The following is a 22,323-nucleotide window of genomic DNA, read 5'->3' as shown; positions in this document are numbered from 1 at the left end:
TAATTTATGGTTAATCCACTTAAAGAAGGTGAAAAAGCACCTCAATTTTCGTTGCCTGACCAAGATGGAGAGCTAATAAGCTCTAAAGACTTTAAAGGTCAACGTATGTTGATCTATTTCTATCCCAAAGCCATGACACCTGGCTGTACAGTTCAAGCTTGTAATTTACGGGATTGTGCTGATGACCTCAAAAAATACAATGTGGTAATCATTGGCATTAGTACAGATAAGCCAGAAAAGTTATCAAGATTTTCAGAAAAAGAATTATTAAACTTTACGTTGCTTTCTGATGAAAATCATGAATTATGTGAAGCTTTTGGCACATGGGGTGAAAAAGAGTTTATGGGAAAAACCTATGACGGCATTCACCGTATTAGTTTCTTAATTGGGACTGATGGAAAAATCGAAAAAGTCTTTGACGATTTCAAAACCAGTAATCACCATGAAGTGGTTTTAGATTACCTCAAAAACCACTCAAAATAGACATCTTAAAAGCAGATTAACCTAATCTGCTTTTACTTTATCAAAACTATTAATCTCATCCGGATTTGGCCAAGCATTAATAATTGCTTTGACTAAAGTGGCAAGTGGGATAGCAAAAAATATTCCCCAAAATCCCCATAATCCACCAAATACAATCACCGCTAAAATAATTACTAATGGATGAAGATTCAATTTCTCGGAAAAAAGACAAGGAACTAACAAATTACCGTCTAAAGCCTGAATAAGCACATAAAAGAAAATCAAATACCCAAATTCTGGACTGATGCCCCATTGGAATAGAGCAATAAGAATAACCGGAATACTTGAAATAATAATCCCAATATAAGGAATCAACACCGAAAGCCCAACAATTACCGCCAATAATAATCCATAATCTAAACCAAAAAACCAAAATGGAATATACACGCTAATACCAAGAATAAGAATATGCAAAACATTGCCTACAATATAGTTAGCAATTTGCGTATCCATTTCAGCGGCGACTTTATTTAACACTCCTCGATTTTTAGGCAGAATACGAGAACAATATCCCCATATTTTTGCTTTATCTTTCAAAAAGAAAAACATCATAATAGGGACTAGCACGGCATTAATTGCAACTGAAACAAGACCAAACAGGGAAACAATAGAGAATTGTAATAACGAATTTCCGGTTTGCACGACCCTGCTAGTAATGCCTTGAATAATAGAATCAAATAATCCAACATCAATCAGTTCGGGGTAGTGTTCCGGCAGTGATGTCAAAAACTTATTAGCAAAATTGAGCATGTTTGGAATATTGGTTATCAAACTAATACTTTGTTGCCAAACTAAAGGTACCAGAATCATAAAACATGCTAAAACAACAAGAAGAAAAATGAGTAATACAATGATAACCGCAAAAGTGCGTGGAATGCCCTTTCGATACAAAAAATTGACTGGGGTATCAAGCAAATAGGAAAGCACGATTGCAATGAAAACGGGTAAAAGAATTTTATTAAAAAAATAAATAATTAAAAACAGGAAGACTAAAACCACTATCAACGATACCACATGCGGATCACTGAATCGTCTTTTATACCATTCCACAAACAATTTAAACATTGCAAACACTCCTATTTTGCTGTTTATATTAGATTAAGTTTCAATACGATAAATTATAAGCCCAATGCATTTATCGTTTAAATCCACCTAAAATACCACGAGTAATGCGTCGACCGATTTCATTGGCTACTTGTCGCGTTGCGCTTCGAGCAACTTTTTGCGCAAAGCCATCTTGTTGACCACCTCTTGGGCCTTTATGACCAAAAAACAGAGAACTTAGCATATCTAACCAACCACCACTACTGGATTTTTCAGCTGGTTCTGTTGAATTATCATCATCAGCTGATTGAACGTTAGCTGAATTATCCAATGAAAAACCTGCTTTTATTTTCTCATAAGCGGATTGCCGATCGACAGTTTTAGCATATTTATCATAAAATAGCGATTGTTTAATAATCTCAGGAATTTTTTCAGGTGTAATTGGACCAATTTTAGAATTTGGTGCAATAACAAAACCACGCTCGACCATATTAGGACGCCCTTTCTCATCTAAAAAAGAAATTAAGGCTTCGCCGACAGCTAATTCCATAATCACTTTTTCGGTATCTAAATTGGGATTAGCTCGCATAGTTTGAGCCGCGGCTTTTACTGCTTTTTGATCTTTAGGCGTAAATGCCCTAAGCGCATGTTGGACACGATTGCCAAGCTGACCAAGAACGGTATCGGGGATATCGGTAGGATTTTGAGTAACAAAATAGATACCAACGCCTTTAGAGCGAATCAGTCTGACTACCTGCTCAATTTTCTGTAATAAAGCGGGGGTAATATCATTAAATAGTAAATGCGCTTCATCAAAAAAGAAGACTAATTTAGGTTTATCAGGATCACCAATTTCAGGCATATGTTCAAACAGTTCTGACAGCAACCACAACAAAAAAACAGAATACAATTTAGGTGAGTTATATAATTTATCTGCAGCTAAAATATTAATCATACCGTGACCGTTGGCATCGGTTTTCATTAAATCTTGAATATCAAGCATAGGTTCACCTAAAAAATATTCTGCCCCTTCTTGATCAAGCGATAATAAACTGCGTTGTATGGCACCAATCGATGATAAAGAAATATTGCCGTATTCAGACGTAAATTTTTTTGCATTATCACCAATTAACTGTACTAAGGCTCGTAAATCTTTAAAATCCAGTAATAAAAGATTATTGTCATCGGCAATTTTAAATACCAGTTGTAATACATCTGATTGAATATCATTAAGATTTAATAATCGTGCTAATAAAATTGGACCAATATCCGAAACGGTACTTCGCACCGGAATCCCTTTTTCTGCAAACACATCCCACAATTCAATGGGCGAGGCTTCAGGTTGCCAATCAGTTACCCCAATGCTTGTTAGGCGTGCTTTAAGTTTATCTGTTAAAATCCCTTTCTCACCCAAACCGGTCAAATCCCCTTTAACATCAGCCAAAAATACCGGTACACCAATATGAGAAAAACTCTCTGCCATTTTTTGAAGCGTCACTGTTTTACCGGTACCTGTTGCACCAGAAATGAGACCATGACGATTGGCTAATGCGCTGATAATAGATAAATCCTTGCCATTGCTTTTGGCTATAACGATAGATTCACTCATACATTAAATCCTCATTAAATTGCTATTAAAACAATCAGTAATATTGTAAGCTAAGAATGCAATATCGACGATTTAACCATTCATTAGCCAACATAAGGAGCCACTATGTTTCCAGAATATCGAGAATTAATTTCAAAATTAAAAAATACAGATTTACGATTTCAAAAATTATTTGATCAACATAATGCTTTGGATCAAAAAATTAAAAATATTGAGTCAGGTATCGAAATCGACACATCCGAAACTATCGAAAACTTAAAAAAACAGAAACTTAAACTTAAAGATGAAATACACACAATCTTAAAAAATCAGGCATAAATACGGGATAAAACATCAATAGCGTATTAGTCAATCTTTATTCAAAAAATTAGTGTTGTGAAAACAATGTTGATGTAGGTGCTTTTATAAAAAGCAATAAATATAAATAAACCCCAAACAAGGGGTTTATGATGATAACAGATAAAACAAAAACTAAAAAATTTAATAATAAAGCGAATTTTTACTTGCTTAATTGTTCTTTTGTCGCTCTTTTTTTACGATTTTTAATCAATACAATAATATTTTTATGTGGAGTTTTCATATTTTAATTTCCTCTTTTTGTTATAGTTATCACACCACGAAAATGTATGGAATTTTTAAAGAGTGACTAGCAATATCCTTATCAGGTATTTTGTATAAAATACTCGCCATCTCCAATAATGGTAGTTACTTTAGCATAAATTAACGGTATTACCAATTATTTTGGTTATTTAGTAAGCGACTTCCATATCGCCTACTTGCGCTACCAACAAATTTAGAACCATTGCCCAAAACGTTTTATATAAATTCGTTTCATTAACTGCGCAACAAAACAATAAGATAGTAGTGTGGCAATTAACCATGGGAAATATGACCAAGGTAAAGGAGCAAGACCAATCAAACTTCCTATTGGAGAAAATGGAATATAAATACCTACGATCATTATCAATAATGTCATCACAATGACCGGAAACGCTGCTGTACTTTGAACAAATGGAATTTTTTGTGTTCTTAACATATGCACAACTAAAGTTTGTGAAAGTAACCCTTCAATAAACCAACCAGAATGGAATAATGATTGTACTTCGACACTATTTGCACTGAACACAAACCACATTAACGCATAGGTAGTAATATCAAAAATAGAAGATGTTGGTCCAATCCAAATCATAAATCGTTTGATATTTTGCGCATCCCATTTACGAGGCTTTTGTAAAAACTCATCATCCATTTTATCCCAAGGTAATGATAATTGTGAAATATCATACAATAAATTTTGGATCAACAAATGAATTGCTAGCATAGGTAAAAAAGGTAAAAATGCACTGGCAACTAACACCGAAAAAATATTACCAAAGTTTGAACTGGCAGTCATATTCAAATACTTCATAATATTACCGAATGTTTCTCGACCGCAAATTACCCCTTCTTCTAACACCATTAAACTCTTTTCAAGCAAAATGATATCCGCTGATTCTTTCGCAATGTCGGTTGCCGTATCCACCGATATACCAACATCGGCGTCACGTAATGCAGGCGCATCATTGATACCATCGCCTAAAAAGCCCACTGTATGACCATTTTCTTGTAATAAACGGATGATTCGTGATTTTTGTAAAGGTGTTAATTTAGCAAAAATAGTACGTTGCTCAATTTGTTCTTTGAGTTCATCATCATCCATTTTTTCAATTTCGGTACCCAGTAAGGGAGTTCCTGGCTCTAGACCCACTTCACGACACACTTTTATGGTAATAATTTCATTATCACCAGTTAAAACTTTTACCCCTACACCATGTTCATTTAATGCAGAAATGGCTTCGTATGCGCTCTCTTTTGGCGGATCTAAAAACGTTAAGAACCCTCGAATTGCAAGGTCAGTCTCATCTTGGACACTGTATTGCGTTTTTGTTTGTGAAGCAGAAATATTTTTTAATCCCACCGCTAAAACTCGAAATCCTTCTTTATTGTAGTTATGAGCAAGTTCGATTAACTCTTGTTTGCGTTTTTCATCTAATGGCAAATATTCACCGTCTTGATAAACATAACGAGAAATAGACAGCATCTCTTCAACGGCACCTTTGCAAATCATCAAATGATCATCATTACCATTTTGCACCACAACCGATAAACGACGACGAACAAAATCAAATGGCAATTCATCAATCTTTTTATAAAGTCCAACCCCGACTTTTTTAACACTGGTTTTCTCTTCAGTGAAACGGATAATGGCTTTATCCATTAGGTTTTTCATACCACTTTGATAATAGCTGTTTAACCAAGCGAGTTCTAATACAGCTGGGTCAACTTGACCATGACTATCAAGATGATGTTCAAGGATAATTTTATCTTGTGTCAATGTTCCCGTTTTGTCGGTACATAAAATATCCATTGCACCAAAATTTTGAATCGCATTAAGACGTTTCACAACAACCTTACGCTTTGCCATTCCAACCGCACCTTTAGCCAGGTTAGCACTGACAATCATCGGCAACATTTCAGGCGTTAATCCAACCGCTACCGCCAAAGCAAACAAAGCCGCATCGCCCCAATCTCCTTTTGAAATACCATTTATCACAAAAACAATTGGCACCATAATAAGCATAAAACGGATCAGTAACCAACTAACACTATTCACACCTCGATCGAATGACGTTTCAGCACGGGAACCAACAATGGATTTAGCTAATGATCCAAAATGCGTGTCTGCACCTGTGGCAACCACAATTGCCTTAGCTGTTCCACTTACCACATTCGTCCCCATAAAACAGACGTTATTCACATCAAGAACATTATCTTTATCAATATCCGATGCATTAATTTCATCGGTTGTCTTTTGTGAAACGGCGCCTAAAGTGTCATATTTTTCAACAGGTATAGACTCACCTGTCAGTACCGCTTGGCTAACAAAAAGATCCCGTGATTCAATTAAGCGGATATCCGCAGGAATCATATCCCCTGCCGATAAAAAGACAATATCGCCAGGCACAATCTCGCTTAACGGAATTTCAAAATGTTCAGGATTCATATCCTTATGCGGACGTCTTAATACCGTTGCCGTTGTTCGAATCATCGATTTGAGCGCTTCAGCGGCTTTATTAGATCGAAACTCTTGCCAAAAACGCAATAAACCACTTAATGAAACCATGGTTAAAATGATAATAATACTGGTTAGATCGGTTTCTTCCCCCTTTTGTAAAGGTAACCAGAAATCCGTGACAAAACTAACCACCGCTAAAATAAGTAACACAAAAATAAATGGATTATTAAACGCCATTAATAGTTGCATAAATACTGAAGGGACTTTTTCTCGGGCTACTTCGTTTTTACCATACTCTTCTAATCTTGATTTTGCATTTTCTTGCGTTAAACCGGACAAGCTCGATTGAAATTTAGATAAAATGCTATCTAAGCTATGTTGAGCTTCATGAATTGCTTTAATATCTGAGCTTGTTTGTGAATGAATTTTTGTAGTGTTTTTGGTCATCTTATGTACCTATATTCATAATTTTTTAGACAAAAATATGCCTACTCACTGTTAAAAAATAACAATAAGCAAAGTAACTAATTGAATAGCTAAGACTTTAATGCAACAGCATGACCGCACTCAAAGCGATGGCTGAGCAAAAAATAATTTAGCGAGATAATTTAATTAAGAATTAGATACAACTCGGTGGTTCTAAATGTTTTTCTGAAAAAAGTAATGAACACAACATTAAGATGTGCGCACCATGATGTTTTGAATTTGTGTGATAGCGTGTAAAAAATTGCATATCGTTCACCGTTACCGTTCGATCAATTTCGGCGCGTGAACTGAAAAAATGATTATTTAGACAGGTTCATTAACCGATAATGATTTGTGTTTGAATACATCTCCCCATATATGGGGTGACCCGATTGAGCGTCCATAGTTCTCCTATAAAATTGAACTCAACACTTTGTATTTCAACTTTTCTTAACCCTCATTTTTAACCACCTAATAGTTAAAAAAGTAAGAAAAGCTCAAAGGCGGGCAATTTATACGCCTTTAGCTAAAATAAGTCAACCAATAATCCTTTAAAAAGGTCATAACAGCTTAAAAACAGCACTTATCGCCCCAATAAATGCTTTTTTGTATATAAATAATACACACAAAACTTAATATCATTTACATTAACTAATACTGTTCAACGCAAGGAAAACGAAAGTGGAACTCATAACATTACTCGACACTAATTGGTTAAATTTCGTGATCATTTTCGCACTTTCATTTTTATGGTTTTTCAATCGAAAAAGATCACCCAATCAATACCTCGATAATATCATTATATATGCTGATATTTTAGAAAAGACACCTAAGCCAAAATACCAAAAGGATTACTTGAATAATATTAAAAGTAAACTTCTTTGGGACAAGGTCTGTTTTTATCAAACCGGTGACATGAAGAAAGAAAGAATCGCAATTTCGTTAATTAATGCTGACATTAAAAACATCATCAATTTATTACAATTAAATTCACTAACCCAATACTTTTGTATCAGACAAAATAAAATAACGGCAGTCAATCCTTTTTTAGTTAAAGAAGTCATCCTATTATGTGTTGGGTTCATTCTCGCTTTTATTATGGTGATATCGAATCTTGATACCGTTTTTAGATCAAATTCAATGATTAATATAATCATTGCCGCGATAACCATTTTAATTATCTTATTGATTGCAACTCAGTTCGCCATAGCGCCTTTAAAAAGGCTTAATACCTATCGATTGATTTTGAAAGACGACACTTTTTTAAAGCGTGCTAATGACCAACTAGTTCGCATTATTCAAGAAAGTAATAATAGTAATCCTAGTTTTGAAAAATCCATAATGAGTAAAGAAGAATCGCACCAATCATAACCCAATTTCGAAGGCTTTATCTGCTGTGGTAATAAATAAGGCGACAAATCTAAGCTTTACGTCGCCTTAATAGTTATATGGGAACTAAGCACGTATATTTAAACGGGCATTTTTAAGCTGCTCTACAAGTTCAAGCAATGATTGATTTAACTGATTCATGAATTGTTGGTAAGAAAACGCCTTTTTACTGATTTCATCTAATTGTCGTTCCCAATGCGCAGTCATATCGGGGATAGACATAATATCTGGTAACGATAAAATTAACTTACGTCCAACTGGAGTGGCACGAATTGTTTTGCCTTGCCGAGTTAAAAATTGACGTTTAAATAACAGTTCTATTATTCCTGCTCGAGTTGCTTCTGTGCCTAAACCATCGGTTTCCCGCAATATTTTTTTAATCTCTGGATCTTTAACAAATCTTGCAATACCTGTCATTGCGGAAAGTAAAGTTGCATCATTAAAAGGTTTAGGGGGTTGTGTTTCTTTACTGATAAGTTCAGCATCGATACATTGCACTGCCTCCCCTTTTTTCACTAATTTAGTTAACAATCCATTACTCTCTGCATCCGCTTCGGATTGATCAGCTTGTAAAGTTTTCGTTCCAAACAACGCTTTCCAGCCTGCTTCAAGCATTTGCGTTGCTCTAGCAATAAATTTTCCACCTTGAATATCAACATCAATTTGTAATTCAGCGTATTTATATACAGGATAAAATTGTGCTAAATATTGGGTTGCAATCACCTGATAAACTAATTTTTCATTATCCGTTAAATTGTCCATTTTAGCCTTGCGCTGTGTTGGAATGATGGCATGGTGCGCTTCAACTTTTTTATCGTTCCAAGCTTTTGTCCGCAAACTAAAATCAGCGTTTTCAATAGCAGGCTGTAAATCCGGGCAATTATTTTCCATTGCTAATTTTACACTGATTATTTGGTTAAGATGCTCTTCGGGTAAAAAACGGCAATCGGATCTCGGGTAGGTGATCAGTTTATGCTTTTCATATAATGACTGGCAAATATCAAGCACATCTTGTGCACTTAATCCATTTTTTTTAGCCATCTCAATTTGAAGAGCGGATAAATTAAATGGCATAGGTGATGCAACTTCTTTCTTTTTGTTACTGACTTTCTCAATAATACCGGTTTGATCTTTAATTCTTTGACAAACGTTTTCGGCTAATGCTTTGACTAAAACTCGCCCTTCTTCATCTTGATAGGGAGCACAAGCTTCGCTAGGTTGCCACTTGGCCTTAAATATTTCATTATGCTGGGTTTGAAGTACAGCAAAAACTTCATAAAACGGTTTGGGAACAAACTTTTCAATATCTAAATCACGCCTTACCACTAAACCAAGAATAGGCGTTTGTACCCGTCCAATGGATAACACTCCTCGATACCCGCCTCGTTGCCCCACCAGCGTACAAAGACGACTCATATTAATACCATACAACCAATCAGCACGGGCTCTTGCAAGCGCTGACGTAGAGAGCGGAATAAAATCTTGATTACTGCGTAATTGTTCAAGCGATTTTTCAACTGCACTGGCATTTAAATCACTAATCAAGCAACGCTTAATTGTTTTGCGTTTATCGGGTGTGAGTTGACAATAATTTAAAACTTCATCGACTAATAATTGCCCTTCTCGATCTGGATCGCCTGCATGCACAATCTGATCGGCAGATTTAATCAATTCGACTAAAATATCAAATTGGCTTTTTGTACTCCCTTTTGGCATCAAAATCCATTTTTCCGGAACAATAGGTAGATCATCAATCACCCATTTTTTAAAGCGATCATCATATACTTCTGGGGTGGCTTGTTCTAAAAGATGTCCGATACACCAACTCACAATATCGCCGTTAGCGGCTTTAATAAAACCCGTTCCTTTTTGAAGTGGTTTAGGCAAAACATCGGCAATAGCCCTTGCTAGACTGGGCTTTTCAGCAATAAACAGACGATAAGTTTGATTAGATTGCATAATTATTAGTCTTAATCATAAATTTGAAACAAAATAAGTTTGATAGGATGATTTAACGCTAAAATTTAAATGATTTAACATCTTCAAAGACAATGCCTTGTCAGCATCCCTGCAAGTCAGAATGCGACAATAAAAACAAATTAAAATAAGTTTGTCTAAACACATCAAACCTTGTTCTTTTCGACTTTTTTGCTTTGTCGTGTACCATTCAATCTTAAAACCAGTGTGATAGGCCAAATACGGTAAGGCTCCATAAATTATCATATTATCCTTTAAAATTTCCAATCCTGCTGAGTCTGTTATTAATGCTCAATAAGGTTGAAAATTGTTACATAAGTCTTAACGCCATTCAAGCGCAATAATTTGCAGATAATCATTCTCAACAATAAACACAAAAATAACCTAATTTTTACAATGCATTAAAAGAACGGGACTAAGCTTAGCCTGCTTAAGTAATTCTAATACCCTAAAAAGGACAGTTATTATTTATAATCTTATCACAAGGCTGAAATCAATTAAGATTGAAAGCACAACACTTATCACTTTGCCAATACCTCGTCAACAATGCATGTTAAAGCTTTTAAAATATCATTTAATTGATTAATTATGTTACAAGATTCAGCTTTATCATTTTTTAGTTGTCGTGATTTTAAAACGGGTTTTTACCACCATTTTTTGAACTTAAGCCAAATGGCAGAAACAATAGAAATAACAATAAGAATCAAGATTAACCCAACAAAAGACCAAGGATGCTCACTAAACGGAATACCGGCAAGATTGACACCAAGTAAACTGGTTATAAACGTGATTGGTGTAAATATAATGGTAAATAGTGACATTAAATAGATTCGTTTATTGGTCGATTCTGCCAAAAAGCTATTAATTTGCTCCATAATCGAGGCAAGACGCAATAAGCAACTATCGATATCTGACACATAGTGGCTTTGTTGATTAGAAATATCATGTAGACGTTGGCGATCGTTATCATCAATCCAAGAAATCCTTTCGGTTGAAATTTTAACGAAAATATCCCGTTGCGGAGATAATAATCGACGAAGAATGATCAACTGTTTACGTACTCGACCAATTTCTTTATGTGAAAGAATTCGCTGATTTAATACTAAGTCTTCAAGTTTAACAATTTTGTTATGTACACTATCAAACGATAAATTGACTTGATCACTAATGAGTTCGGATACTTGAATCAACCAATCAGCAACATCAACAGGCCCTATTCCTTTTTCTAAATTATCTTTTAATTGGAAAATCGCATCAATTTGTTGATGTCGGGTCGAAACAATTAAATTATCGGTAATATAAAAACGGAAGGTTACAATCGGATCGGGTAATTCATTTGGCGTATAATTGACACCTTTTAATACGACTAAAATACCCGTATCAAAACGAATTTCTTTCGATATTTGGTTGGGTTTAATTAACTCATTTTTCACTAAATCCGGAATCAATTTTGTCTGATTAATCCACTTAATCGTTTCGGATTTAGCAAAATCCAGATGGATCCAACATGGCTTTTGCACCGTCGCTTGGCAATCATTACTTAAAGGATTGGCTTTACCTTTACCATCAAATTGACAACTAAAAACAGGTTTTGCTGATATAAGATCTGAAACAGGAACGGAATTTTCACTATTTTCATTCGTCATTATAAGCCCCATTTGTTAAGTTTTCTTAATTATATACTGAAATTGCTCAAAAATGGAGCGATTGATTAACTTAATTTATCAAAATTAAGGCATTAAATAGAGTTGCGGAACCAAAGCATTACTAGGGTGCGGAATAATACCTAATTCAACCCCATACCAATGATTAATATTTTCAACAGTTAATACTTCAGCAGGTGCACCTTGCTTAACGATTTTTCCCTGACTAAGAAGCAACACTTTATCCGCATACAAGGCAGCCAAATTAAGATCATGTAACACACAACACACTGCCAGTTGCTGTTCTTTGGCGAGTTGTTTTAATAATCGCAATGTATGTTGCTGATGATACAAATCTAATGCTGAAGTGGGTTCATCTAAAAAAAGTAGCTTTTCAGTTGGCTCCTCTTGCCACAATTGGGCTAAAACGCGAGCCAATTGTACACGTTGCTGTTCTCCGCCTGACAAGCTACGGTAATCACGGTTAGCCAACTTCAAGCAATCAGTTTGTTGCATAGTTTCGTGAATGGCTTGCTCGCAATGAAGTTTACCGTAAGGTGCTCGCCCCATTGCCACCACTTCTTTTACCGTAAAAGGAAACGTCATCTGGCTATGCTGTAACATCACCGTTCTCACTTTAGCTAATTGCTTAGCAGACCATTGTGTCATCGCTTTATCAAAAAGATAAATATCGCCAGATGATGGTGTCTGATAACCCGTTAAAAGCCGTAATAAAGTTGATTTACCTGCACCATTAGGACCAATGATAATGGCAATTTCGCCAGCTTGAATATCTAAAGACACATCATCGATTAAACACCGAGTACCACAATAAAAAGTTAAGTTTTTTGCTGTCAACATCGTCAAATTATACCCGTTATTTGTGCCTTAAAATGAGCCAAAGAAAATAAGGTCCACCAATTAAACTTGTCAATAACCCTACCGGTATTTCAGTCGGTGCAACAACCGTTCTTGCCAGAGTATCGGCTGAGAGTAATAAACAGCCACCTGCCAATGCCGATGCAGGTAATAACACGCTATGATTAGCCCCAATACGTAATCGAATCATATGAGGAACCACCAAACCAACAAAAGCAATAATGCCACTTACTGCAACCGATGTACCGATTAAAATGGCACTAAACACCAACAAATATTGCTTCAAACGAATAACATTAATACCTAAATAGTGCGCATCTTCATCCCCCAATTGCAATATATTGAGCTGATGAGAAAGGACCAAAATGGCTAACAAAGCAGGGATAATTAACGAAGTAGCAACTAACACTAATTCCCACGATCCTTTACCCAAATGCCCCATTGACCAAAGTGATATTTGTCTTAATTGTGCTTCATCACTAATATAACTTAGGCATCCCATTACTGCTCCGATAATGGCATTGATTGCTACACCCAACAACACCATTTTGACCAAATTACACTCGGCATGAAGACTATAAAGATAGATCAGAAAACAGATGAATAAACTACCCAAAAAAGCAGCAAACATTTTTCCATACAGCATCATAATTGGTGGAAAGATAGTCGGAAATAAAATTGACAAACCAACCAACAAACCAGCGCCACTGCTGATGCCCAACAAACCTGAATCCGCTAAAGGATTACGAAATAATCCTTGCATGACAGCGCCTGAAGTTGCTAATGCCATACCGACAATCACTGCTAATAAAATACGAGGTAAACGTATATTCAACCAAATATTCTTCAATGGATCATCAAATGATAATGACAATAACTGAGAAACTGGAAATGTTAAAGCACCCGTATTAGCTGATAAAACCATCAAAACCAACAGCACGATAAACAGTCCCCATAACAATGAACGATGACTATAACGTTGCACTCACTATCCTCGCTAAAAATATGGATTTAATTACATTCATGCTATTTTAATGTTCAAATTTAAGATTCGGATCAATAACAGTATAAGCTTTATTATCAAGTTGCTGATGCGCTATTTTATCAATAATGACTTTCGCTAAATCGATACGATGAATCAGTCCATGTACCTCTTGCTGAAAATAGCATTTTGCATTACCTGTTAGTTCCCCATTTTGTAATCCACCCGGTCTTAATATAAGGTATTTTAGCGTGCTAGTTTGTAACCAAACTTCCGCTAACGATTTTTCACGTACCGCATGTCCAAACGCTTGTTTAGCTCGTAAAGACAATGTTGACCATGTATCACCACAACCTAAGGATGTGACTAACACCATCTGCCTTATATTGGCTTGTTCAGCACAATCAATAATAATACGTTGTGCTAGATAATTTCCGGTTTCCCCACCCAGTGTTGAAATAATTGTGGCGTCAGATCCGGCTAATGCACAAAGCTGGCTAACCATAGATGAGTCGGTCGCATCACCGACATGACACTCAATACCTTTCTCACTTAACTGCTTGGCAAAAGTTTCGTCTCGTACCAATGCAATACAACGCCAACTTGGTTGGCACTGTTTAACTAACTGACAAATCTGATAACCCGTACCCAATTTTGGACTGACACCAAAAACTAATATTGTTTTCATGCTATTATCATCTCAACATTAGTTAATTTTATTTGCTAATGCTCTAAATTTTTCTAACTGATCCTGTTTTAACTGATGTTTTTCATCACGACCCACAAAAATTTTAAACATTGATTGTCCCATATGATTAAGAAAGATCATCGAAGCTGTCGACATTTTCATAAATTTACGTTCAATAAAAGCAATATATTGACAATGTTCAGCTTTAATATGACCACTTAATCCTTTTTGATGACGTAAATTGAAATATTTTTGACTATGCGAACCTGGCGGTAATGCACCTGAAATTTCAGCAATCACATCTCCGGTATGGATCAAAAATAACACATCGCCCCAAGTTGTCACTTCATCCCAAATCATATCAAAATATGAACCATCAACAATTTTCGCATCCGGTAAGGCTTGAATAACTTGCGTCAAAGTCACTTGATGATCTTGAGCAATTTTTTCTAATAACTCCTCGGGATTGGTTTGCATATAAGTTGAAAGATTACTGAGATGAGTTTGCTTATCTACCATGTTAATATCCTTTAATGATGTGAAATAGGTTGATTATTTTTCTTTTCAGAATGTGCACCAGGCATAGCAGGATGACCTTTCATTGCTTGCTTAGCCTTTGCCATTTTATGCTGTAATTCAATATGTTCGGGGTTGTTCAGTTGTAATAACAACTGCTGCAAAGCTTGTAAAATATTGCTTGACCAAAAACGACCAGATAATGTCAGTCGTAAACAATGATCCTCATCTTGAAGTAAACCAACTTGATGCCACTGTTTAATTAAAGGATCAAATAAATGACTATGCTCGGTCAATTTAGTCAAATCCACTCGACCTTTCTCAATGCCTGCTTGTAATTGATGTAACCAATCCCCTAATAAGGATTTACCTGTTAACATCATTAGGGGTTTTTTGCCCTGATCAAGTTGCATATAATACTGATTTAAGTCACGATGAAGCATATACGAATGCGTATCTAATTTACCACCAGCACACGATCCAAAGCCAAAAAAATGCGAACCTTGCTTAATCAAAAAGTTGTACAAGTTACGTTCACGACTTGTTTTAGCCCAATGCGCATTGGTCAAATGAACCCACCCCTGTTTAGCTAAAAACTCAGCACCTTGATGATAAAAATGACATTTGTCACTTACTGACGGCAACGCTATACGGTTGTTTTCTACCCCTTTTGCTAACGGTGTGGTAGGTAGTAAATTTAGTGAATAAAGATCAACACCATCTAACGGAAGATCATTGACGATTTCAAGATCACGTTGCCAAGTTTCAATAGTTTGATTAGGTAAACCAAACATCAAATCGCAGACTAAAGCCACACTATCACGTGAAGCAATACGCTCAAAATTTTTGATAATTTCTTGTTCTGTTGATTGACGACCTAACTTCTGTCTGATTGTCGTATTGAAGGTTTGTATGCCAATTGAAAATCGATTAGCCCCCGCCTCAATATAGCTATCCACTTTTTCATCATCAAAATCCGAAATACGCCCTTCTACCGTAATTTCGCAATCGGGTGCTAAAGGCGCATATTGCTTAAGATAACGGATAACGCGTGCTAATTGCCCGGCAGCTAAAGCCGAAGGCGTACCACCGCCAAAATAAATGGCATGAATGGGGGCGGATTGCATGGCTTCATTATTAATTTCCAATGAAATTTCTTTCAATAAATAATCGATATAAGTACTTGTATCAAATTTACGCAAGGGGTTTTGATAAAAGCCACAAAATTGACAATGAATGTCACAAAAAGGAATATGAATATAAATAAGACGCTTTCGACCACGCAAATCAGCATTTTGAATTTCTTGCCATTTTTGTTCAATTTCGTGTGGGGGAACGGGTAAACTTGCCTGTAAGGGCATAACCGCCCAGCGATCCTTAAAAGGAAGTGCTGAATTTAACGCATAAAAAGGACTAACATCTAAAGATTTCATAACTGCCATTCTGATTAAATATTCTGTAAAGATTAAATAATAATTATTATCATTTATCAATATATTTTATTTAATTTTTTATTAACCATTTGATAATTTGATAGATATTTTTATTTTTTCAATGAGTGATGAGATTCTTTTACTACCAATTTGAATCTTCATTTTTCAATTTTTTGCCATTTTTAACAAAATAATCACTTATAACATTCATTGTTCTTACTTTATTTCCCCTTAGTTTTAAAGCGAATATCCAACTAAAACGTAAAAATATCACCATATCACTATTGATAATAGTTCTCATTTTCAATATAGTGTAATGCAACTGTATTTTAGCTATAGGAATTATGTAATGATTAAAAAAATATATACAAACCTGAGTGTTATTTTACTTATGCTTACATTATCAGGTTTAATAAATATCAGTTCAGCTAACCAAAGAATTGTCATTGCTGGGGGATCGTTAACAGAGATTGTTTATGCTTTGGGAGAAGGTCAACAAGTGGTCGGTGTTGATAAAACCAGTACGTATCCGGCAACAACTCAACATCTACCCCAAATTGGATATTGGAAACTGCTCAACATAGAAGGTATATTATCGCTTAAACCAACGCTATTTATTGCCTTTAATGATATTGAACCCGACAACGTTTTAACACAAATGCATCAAGCCAAAGTTGACGTATTGGCATTACCACGTGTCCCAGGCACAGTTGAATTACTTTATCAAAACATTGACAAAATTGCTCAAAAACTTAACAAGCAACATGAAGGTAATCAATTAATTACAAAAATAAAAACCCATCTTTCCAAGCTACAAGACAAGATTAAAACGCATCCCCAAAAAACCAAAGTATTATTCATGATGACAATGGGAGGAAGTAATGCCATTGCCGGTAAAAATACCACCGCTGACGCCTTAATCACCATTGCAGGTGGTGAAAATCTAGCGACGCATAACAGCTATAAAAATTACAGCGCCGAATCGCTAATTGCGATGAATCCTGATGTTATTTTATTAAACAGCCATTCCATACAACAATTAGGGGGTATGGATAAATTACAAACGATATCTGGCATAACCGAAACATCGGCTTACAAAAATAATCGAATTAAAACCATTGATGACAGTTATCTTTTTGGCATTGGGCCACGAGTGGATGAAGTTGCTACCCAGCTTTATCAAATTTTTTACCCAGAATAATCAATTGAAAGTACTTTAGATTATTCAGCATTAAAGGCATTTAACAGTAACGATAAAACAATCAAACATCACGAAAACTGTTTTTAACGAATGATAAAAATCATTTAATTTAGATTAGTAAGATTGAAGGTTAAACATGTTATACATTAAGAATTTAAAAAAAACGGGCACACTAGCTTTAGGCTTAACATTCGTTATGCCTGCCATAGCAACTGAAAAACATGATGATGAAAAAATCAACGATGTCATGACAGTAACGGCACACGAATCAATCAAACAGCCGGGTATCAATACTGAAATTTCCGAACAAGATATTCGACGAGACGGCGGGACTAATTTTGGCACGCTTATGCGCTACCAACCATTGATTTCAGCATCGGGCAACATATCGGGTTCTGGCAGTGGTAAAAGTAGTTGGGACAGAGGAGGCTTTACAGGTTACAACATTCGAGGATTAGATGCTAATCGCGTTTCTATCGATATTGACGGAATGCCACTGCCTATTGCACAAGGACGCGTTAATTCTGTCGGGCGAGCAGGCTTTGGCTCGTATGGAATAGGACGCGATTACATCGATACCTATATGTATAACAAAGTCGATATTCAATCTGGCGCAACTTCGGTAAGTAATGCCAATAATGCACTTGGTGGATCGGTATCGTTTCAAACTAAAGCTGCTAGCTATTACCTCTACCCCGGAAAAACCAGCTATTTTGGATTCCAAAATAATTATGACAGCACCGACAGAAGCTATCATCAAGGTATCACATTAGCAGGCGGTGATGATGAACTAAACGGAATTATCGTATTCAGTCGTCGTGATGGACAGCAAGGAAGAAATTACGGAAACTCAATTAATAACTATCCGGAAAACTACCATTCAAATTCAATCCTTGCGGGTTTCAGCTGGCAAATGACCGATAAGCATCAGCTTAATACGACCATTGATTACAATAACAAAACCAAACATTCGCACTATGATACATGGGACAAAAATGGTAAAAAAATTGAATCGCATGATAAGCAACGAAGTAAAAACAACCGCTTCAATTTGGCGATAAAAGATATATGGACACCAACCAATATTAATTGGATTGATAGCCTGACAACGCAATTAAATTATCAACGCACGAATGTGTATGACAGCACCTATCTAAATCACACAACAAATGGTCAATATAACATTCAAACCAATTACAATACTAAAGCCTATAATTTTATTACCACCTTGCTAAAACAATATAATAATCAAAAAATAAGTGCTGGTTTAAATGGTAAATGGAGTGAAGACGAATCGCCATTTTACACATCAGCCAAACCAAGATATGGAAAGATTTTCCCTGACGGAGATTACACTAAACCCCAAGCTGACAGCCGTACTTATCAACTTGGTGGATTTATTGAAGACCGAATCGCCTTCAATATTAATGATCATCATAACTATTACTTAGTACCTGGCATTCGAGCAATTTATCAAAAAACAAAGCCACGTCATTTAGAAAATATGGCTGTCACCATTGCAGATGCATCTAGACTAAGCCAACAATATAAAAGTAACAGTGATTTCCAGCTATTACCTTCACTCGCTTTGATGTACGACATCAATCCTAATTTTACAGCTTACCTACAATATAAACGCAGCGCACAAATGCCAAACCAAAATCAACTTTATGGCTCTTATTTAGCGCATAGTACCATGTACGTACTGGTTGGTGATTCAAATCTTAAAACCGAAACAAGTGATAATTTCGAATTAGGCGTTAAAGGTCATCCTATGACAGGAATAACCTTATCAACGGCAGCTTTTTACAATAAATACAAAAACTTTATCGCTTACACACGCTATAAAAAAGATTTTGTCGGAACCGGTAATCGACTGGTTTATCAAGCTGAAAACCGTGATAAAGCGTATATCTATGGTGCTGAATTAAGCAGTGAATTTAATTTTGGTTCATGGTTCGACCAAGCTAATGGCTTAACAGCTAAATTTGCAATTGGCTACAACCAAGGTAAATCAAAATCGAGCTATTTAGGTGATAAATACATTGAAATGGACTCTATTGCCCCACTCAAAAGTACCATTGGTTTGGCATGGGATGATCCAAATAAATTTTATGGTATTGCAATTAATGCAACTTTCCAAAAAGGCAAAAAAACCACACCAACTTCACGGGAATCCTATAACAATGATGGTAAACCCATTCCTGATTCAAAAGAAGAATATTTTAGAATCGCAGGACATGGAGTCATTGACTTAACCAGCTATGTTAACATCACTAAAAACGTCAAGTTAAGTGGTGGTATTTATAATCTTACCGACCAAAAATACTGGGATTATTTAAGTAATAACAAGTTATATCGTTCATCTGATCGTAAATACCTCGATCTATTTACTGCACCGGGTCGAACATTCCAACTCGGCTTAGATATCGATTTTTAAAACAGCCTTGTTACTAAATAACATTGACAACTAACCCGCTTGTGCGGGTTTTTTTTGTTAAAAAATGATTAATATAATTTAAAACTATATTAAACTAAAAAAACAACAAATTAAATTGAACACTTATTAAATATATTTGATAATACTGCGCTTAATAAAGATTAATTATCCTATCGTTAATGACTACTCAACAGACAACCATTAATAAAACACAATTAATCAAATAAATAATCAAAAAAACTAAATTTTTTATAAATAAATAATCATCAAAAAAATATTACATGTAATATTTACATGTGATGTTTTTATGATAATATTGTTCACATTAAACACTAACAAAATCTTAACTAATTTTTATGAAAAAAATGAAAGAGACAAAAAGCTCGGCTTTTTATCAGCAGCAGTATCGACAACGTCTGCGGGATCAGGGCTTAATTAAAAAAGAAGTTTGGATTTTGCCAGAAAATACTTCAAGGTTACTCGACATTGAAAAGCAATTTCGACTACCTTTGGTAATAAACAACCAGCGTTTTAATGATAAACAGGAATATAATGAAATGAAAAATAATAAAGTTTGGTTAATTACAGATCTTTATGATGAATTAAACAATTCTGAATTAGTTAAACAAGGTTCTGCAAGTATCGAAATCATTGATGGTGTTGATGCTTGTTTGCATATTATCATGCATGAATATGGTGACTTACCACTATTTTTAAGTGTATCAAATCAACAAATTATTGTTGAAGCGCTACTTTGGCCTGTTAATATAATTAAACAACAATCCCAATTTAACGAAGAGATTTTATGCACTCGTAAACTTTTCCCATTATCAACCATTGCGATTGAAAAAACGGGAGATGGCTCAGTTAATTATATTATGTATGGTGCGCTTAGTGCGACATCGATACTAAGTAATGTCATTTATGAATTAGAAACCTTATCCGATAATGTGATCAAAGCGACCGAAGCTTACGAACATTACTTTAATATTTAACTACAGAATAAATATCAACAATAAGGAGATTAAACAATGACCATTTTCAAAAAACTGATTACGGCACTACGAGGCGGTATTAACGAAGCCGGTGAATCCATTATCGATACCCAAGCTTTGCGCATATTGGATCAAGAAATCCGAGACGCCGATGCAGAACTTAAACAAGCGAAAGAGTCGCTAGCTAACGTTCTTGCTCAACAAAAAATAGCGGAAAAAGAAGCAAAAAGAGTTAAAACTCAAATTACTGAATACGAAGGCTACGCAGTAAAAGCATTAGATTCAGATAATGAAGAACTTGCATTAGAAATTGCTGAAAAATTAGTGACACTTGAAAACGAACATGATAACTACCAAAAACAGGTGACCTATTTTTCTGACAGTGTAAAAAACTTGCGTCAAACCATTTCACAAACTGAAATTAACATTCGCAATTTAAAACAACAAGTTGATATTGTCAAAGCGACCGAAAGCGTGCAAAAAGCTCAAACTGCGATTGCTCAACGTTATGGAAGTTCGACCGCTAAATTACAAACGGCGTTAGATTCTTTAGAACGTATCAAAAAACGTCAGGAAAAAAATGCTGCCATTATTGAAGCAAAAAATGAACTGGCAACAGCAGAAAATGAAAGTTCACTTGATAACAAGCTTGAAGCAGCAGGAATTAAAACAGGCAATCAAAGCGCGATGGCAATTTTAGCCAGATTAAAAGAAAAACAAACAAACTAAAATAGTTATTTATTTTTTAAACTTAAAAATTATAAATATCGCTATTTGGAAGAATGAAATTTAAGGAAATATAATGGATCTATTCTGGGGAATCTTTTTTTCTTTTCCAGTCGTCATCTTTAGTGGATTAGTCACGATTTGCGTACTATATTGGTTGGTTGCATCAATTGGCGTTTTAACGGTTGATTGCTTAGACATTGATTTTGATATAGATGTCAAACAACTATCAACTGATAATCCAGCTTCAGGATTTAGCGGCCTACTCATGAAGTTAGGATTCAACGAAGTCCCCATGACATTAGTCATTACCCTAATCTCTTTATTTGGATGGTCAATCTGCTATTTTTCTTTTCGTTTTTTCATGATACCTATTAGTCATTATGCGCTAATTTACTACTTATTAGGATTAATAATTTTTATAACTGCCTTCATCGCGGCGGTGTACTTAACCGCATTTACAATAAAACCTCTACGCCCTATTTTTAGCAAACTCAATACAGCCAATAGTCATAAATCATTATTAGGTCAAACTGTTGAAATCCGTTCCAGTACTGTCAGCGAAACCAAAGGTGAAGCAACGTATGAAGACGGTGGAGCAGGTCTAATCTTACAAGTTAGATGTAACGAATCATATCAATTCAAACGTGGCGATAAAGCCATTTTGCTAAGCTATGATAAAACAAATAATAGCTATGAAATTATTAGCCTCGACGAGTTTAATGGATAACAAAATTATTTTTTTGGAGAAAAACAAAT

General features: G+C 35.2%; 18 protein-coding genes and 1 pseudogene. 8 read left to right on the top strand and 11 right to left on the bottom strand.

The features are described from left to right. Nucleotides 1–6: 6 nt before the first annotated feature. Nucleotides 7–483: a thioredoxin-dependent thiol peroxidase gene (gene bcp, locus ACGH6P_RS01865; protein WP_065558209.1), complete on the top strand. Its 477-nt coding sequence runs from the start codon at nucleotides 7–9 to the stop codon at nucleotides 481–483. 21 nt (nucleotides 484–504) lie between these two features. Here bcp and ACGH6P_RS01860 read toward each other — a convergent pair whose 3' ends face one another. Both ACGH6P_RS01860 and ACGH6P_RS01855 read right to left on the bottom strand, forming a co-directional pair. Next, nucleotides 505–1,587 carry an AI-2E family transporter gene (locus ACGH6P_RS01860; protein ID WP_267350769.1) on the bottom strand — a complete coding sequence of 361 codons (1,083 nt, stop codon included), beginning with the start codon at nucleotides 1,585–1,587 and terminating at the stop codon, nucleotides 505–507. A gap of 70 nt (nucleotides 1,588–1,657) precedes the next feature. Next, nucleotides 1,658–3,175: a helicase HerA-like C-terminal domain-containing protein gene (locus tag ACGH6P_RS01855; RefSeq protein ID WP_411596577.1), complete on the bottom strand. Its 1,518-nt coding sequence runs from the start codon at nucleotides 3,173–3,175 to the stop codon at nucleotides 1,658–1,660. Nucleotides 3,176–3,280: 105 nt separating this feature from the next. Between ACGH6P_RS01855 and ACGH6P_RS01850 the strand changes: the two genes are divergently transcribed. Then, nucleotides 3,281–3,493, top strand: a complete 213-nt coding sequence (locus tag ACGH6P_RS01850) for a YdcH family protein (RefSeq protein ID WP_065558206.1) — start codon at nucleotides 3,281–3,283, stop codon at nucleotides 3,491–3,493. 475 nt (nucleotides 3,494–3,968) lie between these two features. On the opposite strand, the gene mgtA is transcribed toward ACGH6P_RS01850, so the two are convergent. Then, on the bottom strand, nucleotides 3,969–6,677 hold the full coding sequence (mgtA, locus tag ACGH6P_RS01845; RefSeq protein ID WP_267380630.1) for a magnesium-translocating P-type ATPase: 2,709 nt from the start codon (nucleotides 6,675–6,677) through the stop codon (nucleotides 3,969–3,971). A 699-nt stretch (nucleotides 6,678–7,376) separates the two neighbouring features. Here mgtA and ACGH6P_RS01840 point away from each other — a divergent pair. Continuing rightward, the gene (locus ACGH6P_RS01840; RefSeq protein ID WP_411596576.1) at nucleotides 7,377–8,066 is read left to right on the top strand and encodes a hypothetical protein; all 690 of its coding nucleotides are present in this window, start codon (nucleotides 7,377–7,379) and stop codon (nucleotides 8,064–8,066) included. Nucleotides 8,067–8,150: 84 nt separating this feature from the next. On the opposite strand, the gene ACGH6P_RS01835 is transcribed toward ACGH6P_RS01840, so the two are convergent. The 8 genes and pseudogenes from ACGH6P_RS01835 to hutW form a co-directional block, all read right to left on the bottom strand. After that, entirely contained in the window at nucleotides 8,151–10,043 is a 1,893-nt protein-coding gene (locus ACGH6P_RS01835; protein WP_411596575.1) for a DNA topoisomerase III, read from the bottom strand. 15 nt (nucleotides 10,044–10,058) lie between these two features. Next, nucleotides 10,059–10,328 carry a GNAT family N-acetyltransferase gene (locus ACGH6P_RS01830; protein WP_411596574.1) on the bottom strand — a complete coding sequence of 90 codons (270 nt, stop codon included), beginning with the start codon at nucleotides 10,326–10,328 and terminating at the stop codon, nucleotides 10,059–10,061. Nucleotides 10,329–10,705: 377 nt separating this feature from the next. Further along, nucleotides 10,706–11,707: a zinc transporter ZntB gene (zntB, locus tag ACGH6P_RS01825; RefSeq protein WP_065558201.1), complete on the bottom strand. Its 1,002-nt coding sequence runs from the start codon at nucleotides 11,705–11,707 to the stop codon at nucleotides 10,706–10,708. 84 nt (nucleotides 11,708–11,791) lie between these two features. After that, nucleotides 11,792–12,565 (bottom strand): heme ABC transporter ATP-binding protein, encoded by a 774-nt coding sequence (locus ACGH6P_RS01820; RefSeq protein ID WP_411596573.1) that lies wholly within the window; start codon nucleotides 12,563–12,565, stop codon nucleotides 11,792–11,794. A 16-nt stretch (nucleotides 12,566–12,581) separates the two neighbouring features. Next, complete coding sequence (locus tag ACGH6P_RS01815; protein ID WP_411596693.1) at nucleotides 12,582–13,508, bottom strand: FecCD family ABC transporter permease; 927 nt, start codon at nucleotides 13,506–13,508, stop codon at nucleotides 12,582–12,584. Between the two features lie 106 nt (nucleotides 13,509–13,614). Continuing rightward, a complete protein-coding gene (locus tag ACGH6P_RS01810; RefSeq protein WP_411596571.1) occupies nucleotides 13,615–14,253 on the bottom strand; it encodes an NAD(P)H-binding protein in 639 nt (212 codons plus the stop codon). 18 nt (nucleotides 14,254–14,271) lie between these two features. Continuing rightward, entirely contained in the window at nucleotides 14,272–14,772 is a 501-nt protein-coding gene (hutX, locus tag ACGH6P_RS01805) for a heme utilization cystosolic carrier protein HutX (RefSeq protein ID WP_411596570.1), read from the bottom strand. Nucleotides 14,773–14,897: 125 nt separating this feature from the next. Continuing rightward, a pseudogene (gene hutW / locus ACGH6P_RS01800) lies at nucleotides 14,898–16,202 on the bottom strand (heme anaerobic degradation radical SAM methyltransferase ChuW/HutW); the annotation flags it as partial. Nucleotides 16,203–16,551: 349 nt separating this feature from the next. Here hutW and ACGH6P_RS01795 point away from each other — a divergent pair. The 5 genes from ACGH6P_RS01795 to ACGH6P_RS01775 all read left to right on the top strand — a co-directional run bounded on the left by ACGH6P_RS01795 (nucleotide 16,552) and on the right by ACGH6P_RS01775 (nucleotide 22,294). After that, a complete protein-coding gene (locus ACGH6P_RS01795; RefSeq protein ID WP_411596569.1) occupies nucleotides 16,552–17,403 on the top strand; it encodes a hemin ABC transporter substrate-binding protein in 852 nt (283 codons plus the stop codon). A 136-nt stretch (nucleotides 17,404–17,539) separates the two neighbouring features. Beyond that, nucleotides 17,540–19,843 carry a TonB-dependent receptor domain-containing protein gene (locus ACGH6P_RS01790; RefSeq protein ID WP_411596568.1) on the top strand — a complete coding sequence of 768 codons (2,304 nt, stop codon included), beginning with the start codon at nucleotides 17,540–17,542 and terminating at the stop codon, nucleotides 19,841–19,843. 365 nt (nucleotides 19,844–20,208) lie between these two features. Continuing rightward, a complete protein-coding gene (locus ACGH6P_RS01785) occupies nucleotides 20,209–20,838 on the top strand; it encodes a YjfI family protein (protein ID WP_411596567.1) in 630 nt (209 codons plus the stop codon). Nucleotides 20,839–20,874: 36 nt separating this feature from the next. Next, on the top strand, nucleotides 20,875–21,567 hold the full coding sequence (locus ACGH6P_RS01780) for a PspA/IM30 family protein (protein ID WP_267350749.1): 693 nt from the start codon (nucleotides 20,875–20,877) through the stop codon (nucleotides 21,565–21,567). Between the two features lie 73 nt (nucleotides 21,568–21,640). Next, on the top strand, nucleotides 21,641–22,294 hold the full coding sequence (locus ACGH6P_RS01775; protein ID WP_267350747.1) for an OB-fold-containig protein: 654 nt from the start codon (nucleotides 21,641–21,643) through the stop codon (nucleotides 22,292–22,294). Nucleotides 22,295–22,323: the final 29 nt, after the last annotated feature.

Source organism: Gilliamella sp. CG25, assembly GCF_046635705.1.
In the GTDB taxonomy this organism is placed as follows: Bacteria; Pseudomonadota; Gammaproteobacteria; order Enterobacterales; family Orbaceae; genus Gilliamella; species Gilliamella apicola_I.
The sequence above is the reverse complement of the archived record's forward strand: the minus strand, read 5'-3'. Positions and strand labels throughout refer to the sequence as shown.

Bases quoted from the DNA above. Each gene is read 5' to 3' on its own strand.
- ACGH6P_RS01785 (WP_411596567.1), top strand. From the start codon at position 20,209: ATGAAAGAGACAAAAAGCTCGGCTTTTTATCAGCAGCAGTATCGACAA.
- ACGH6P_RS01860 (WP_267350769.1), bottom strand. From the start codon at position 1,587: ATGTTTAAATTGTTTGTGGAATGGTATAAAAGACGATTCAGTGATCCG.
- hutX (WP_411596570.1), bottom strand. From the start codon at position 14,772: ATGGTAGATAAGCAAACTCATCTCAGTAATCTTTCAACTTATATGCAA.
- ACGH6P_RS01775 (WP_267350747.1), top strand. From the start codon at position 21,641: ATGGATCTATTCTGGGGAATCTTTTTTTCTTTTCCAGTCGTCATCTTT.
- ACGH6P_RS01810 (WP_411596571.1), bottom strand. From the start codon at position 14,253: ATGAAAACAATATTAGTTTTTGGTGTCAGTCCAAAATTGGGTACGGGT.
- ACGH6P_RS01780 (WP_267350749.1), top strand. From the start codon at position 20,875: ATGACCATTTTCAAAAAACTGATTACGGCACTACGAGGCGGTATTAAC.
- ACGH6P_RS01820 (WP_411596573.1), bottom strand. From the start codon at position 12,565: ATGTTGACAGCAAAAAACTTAACTTTTTATTGTGGTACTCGGTGTTTA.
- bcp (WP_065558209.1), top strand. From the start codon at position 7: ATGGTTAATCCACTTAAAGAAGGTGAAAAAGCACCTCAATTTTCGTTG.
- ACGH6P_RS01835 (WP_411596575.1), bottom strand. From the start codon at position 10,043: ATGCAATCTAATCAAACTTATCGTCTGTTTATTGCTGAAAAGCCCAGT.
- ACGH6P_RS01790 (WP_411596568.1), top strand. From the start codon at position 17,540: ATGTTATACATTAAGAATTTAAAAAAAACGGGCACACTAGCTTTAGGC.
- zntB (WP_065558201.1), bottom strand. From the start codon at position 11,707: ATGACGAATGAAAATAGTGAAAATTCCGTTCCTGTTTCAGATCTTATA.
- ACGH6P_RS01855 (WP_411596577.1), bottom strand. From the start codon at position 3,175: ATGAGTGAATCTATCGTTATAGCCAAAAGCAATGGCAAGGATTTATCT.
- ACGH6P_RS01850 (WP_065558206.1), top strand. From the start codon at position 3,281: ATGTTTCCAGAATATCGAGAATTAATTTCAAAATTAAAAAATACAGAT.
- ACGH6P_RS01815 (WP_411596693.1), bottom strand. From the start codon at position 13,508: ATGGTTTTATCAGCTAATACGGGTGCTTTAACATTTCCAGTTTCTCAG.
- ACGH6P_RS01795 (WP_411596569.1), top strand. From the start codon at position 16,552: ATGATTAAAAAAATATATACAAACCTGAGTGTTATTTTACTTATGCTT.
- mgtA (WP_267380630.1), bottom strand. From the start codon at position 6,677: ATGACCAAAAACACTACAAAAATTCATTCACAAACAAGCTCAGATATT.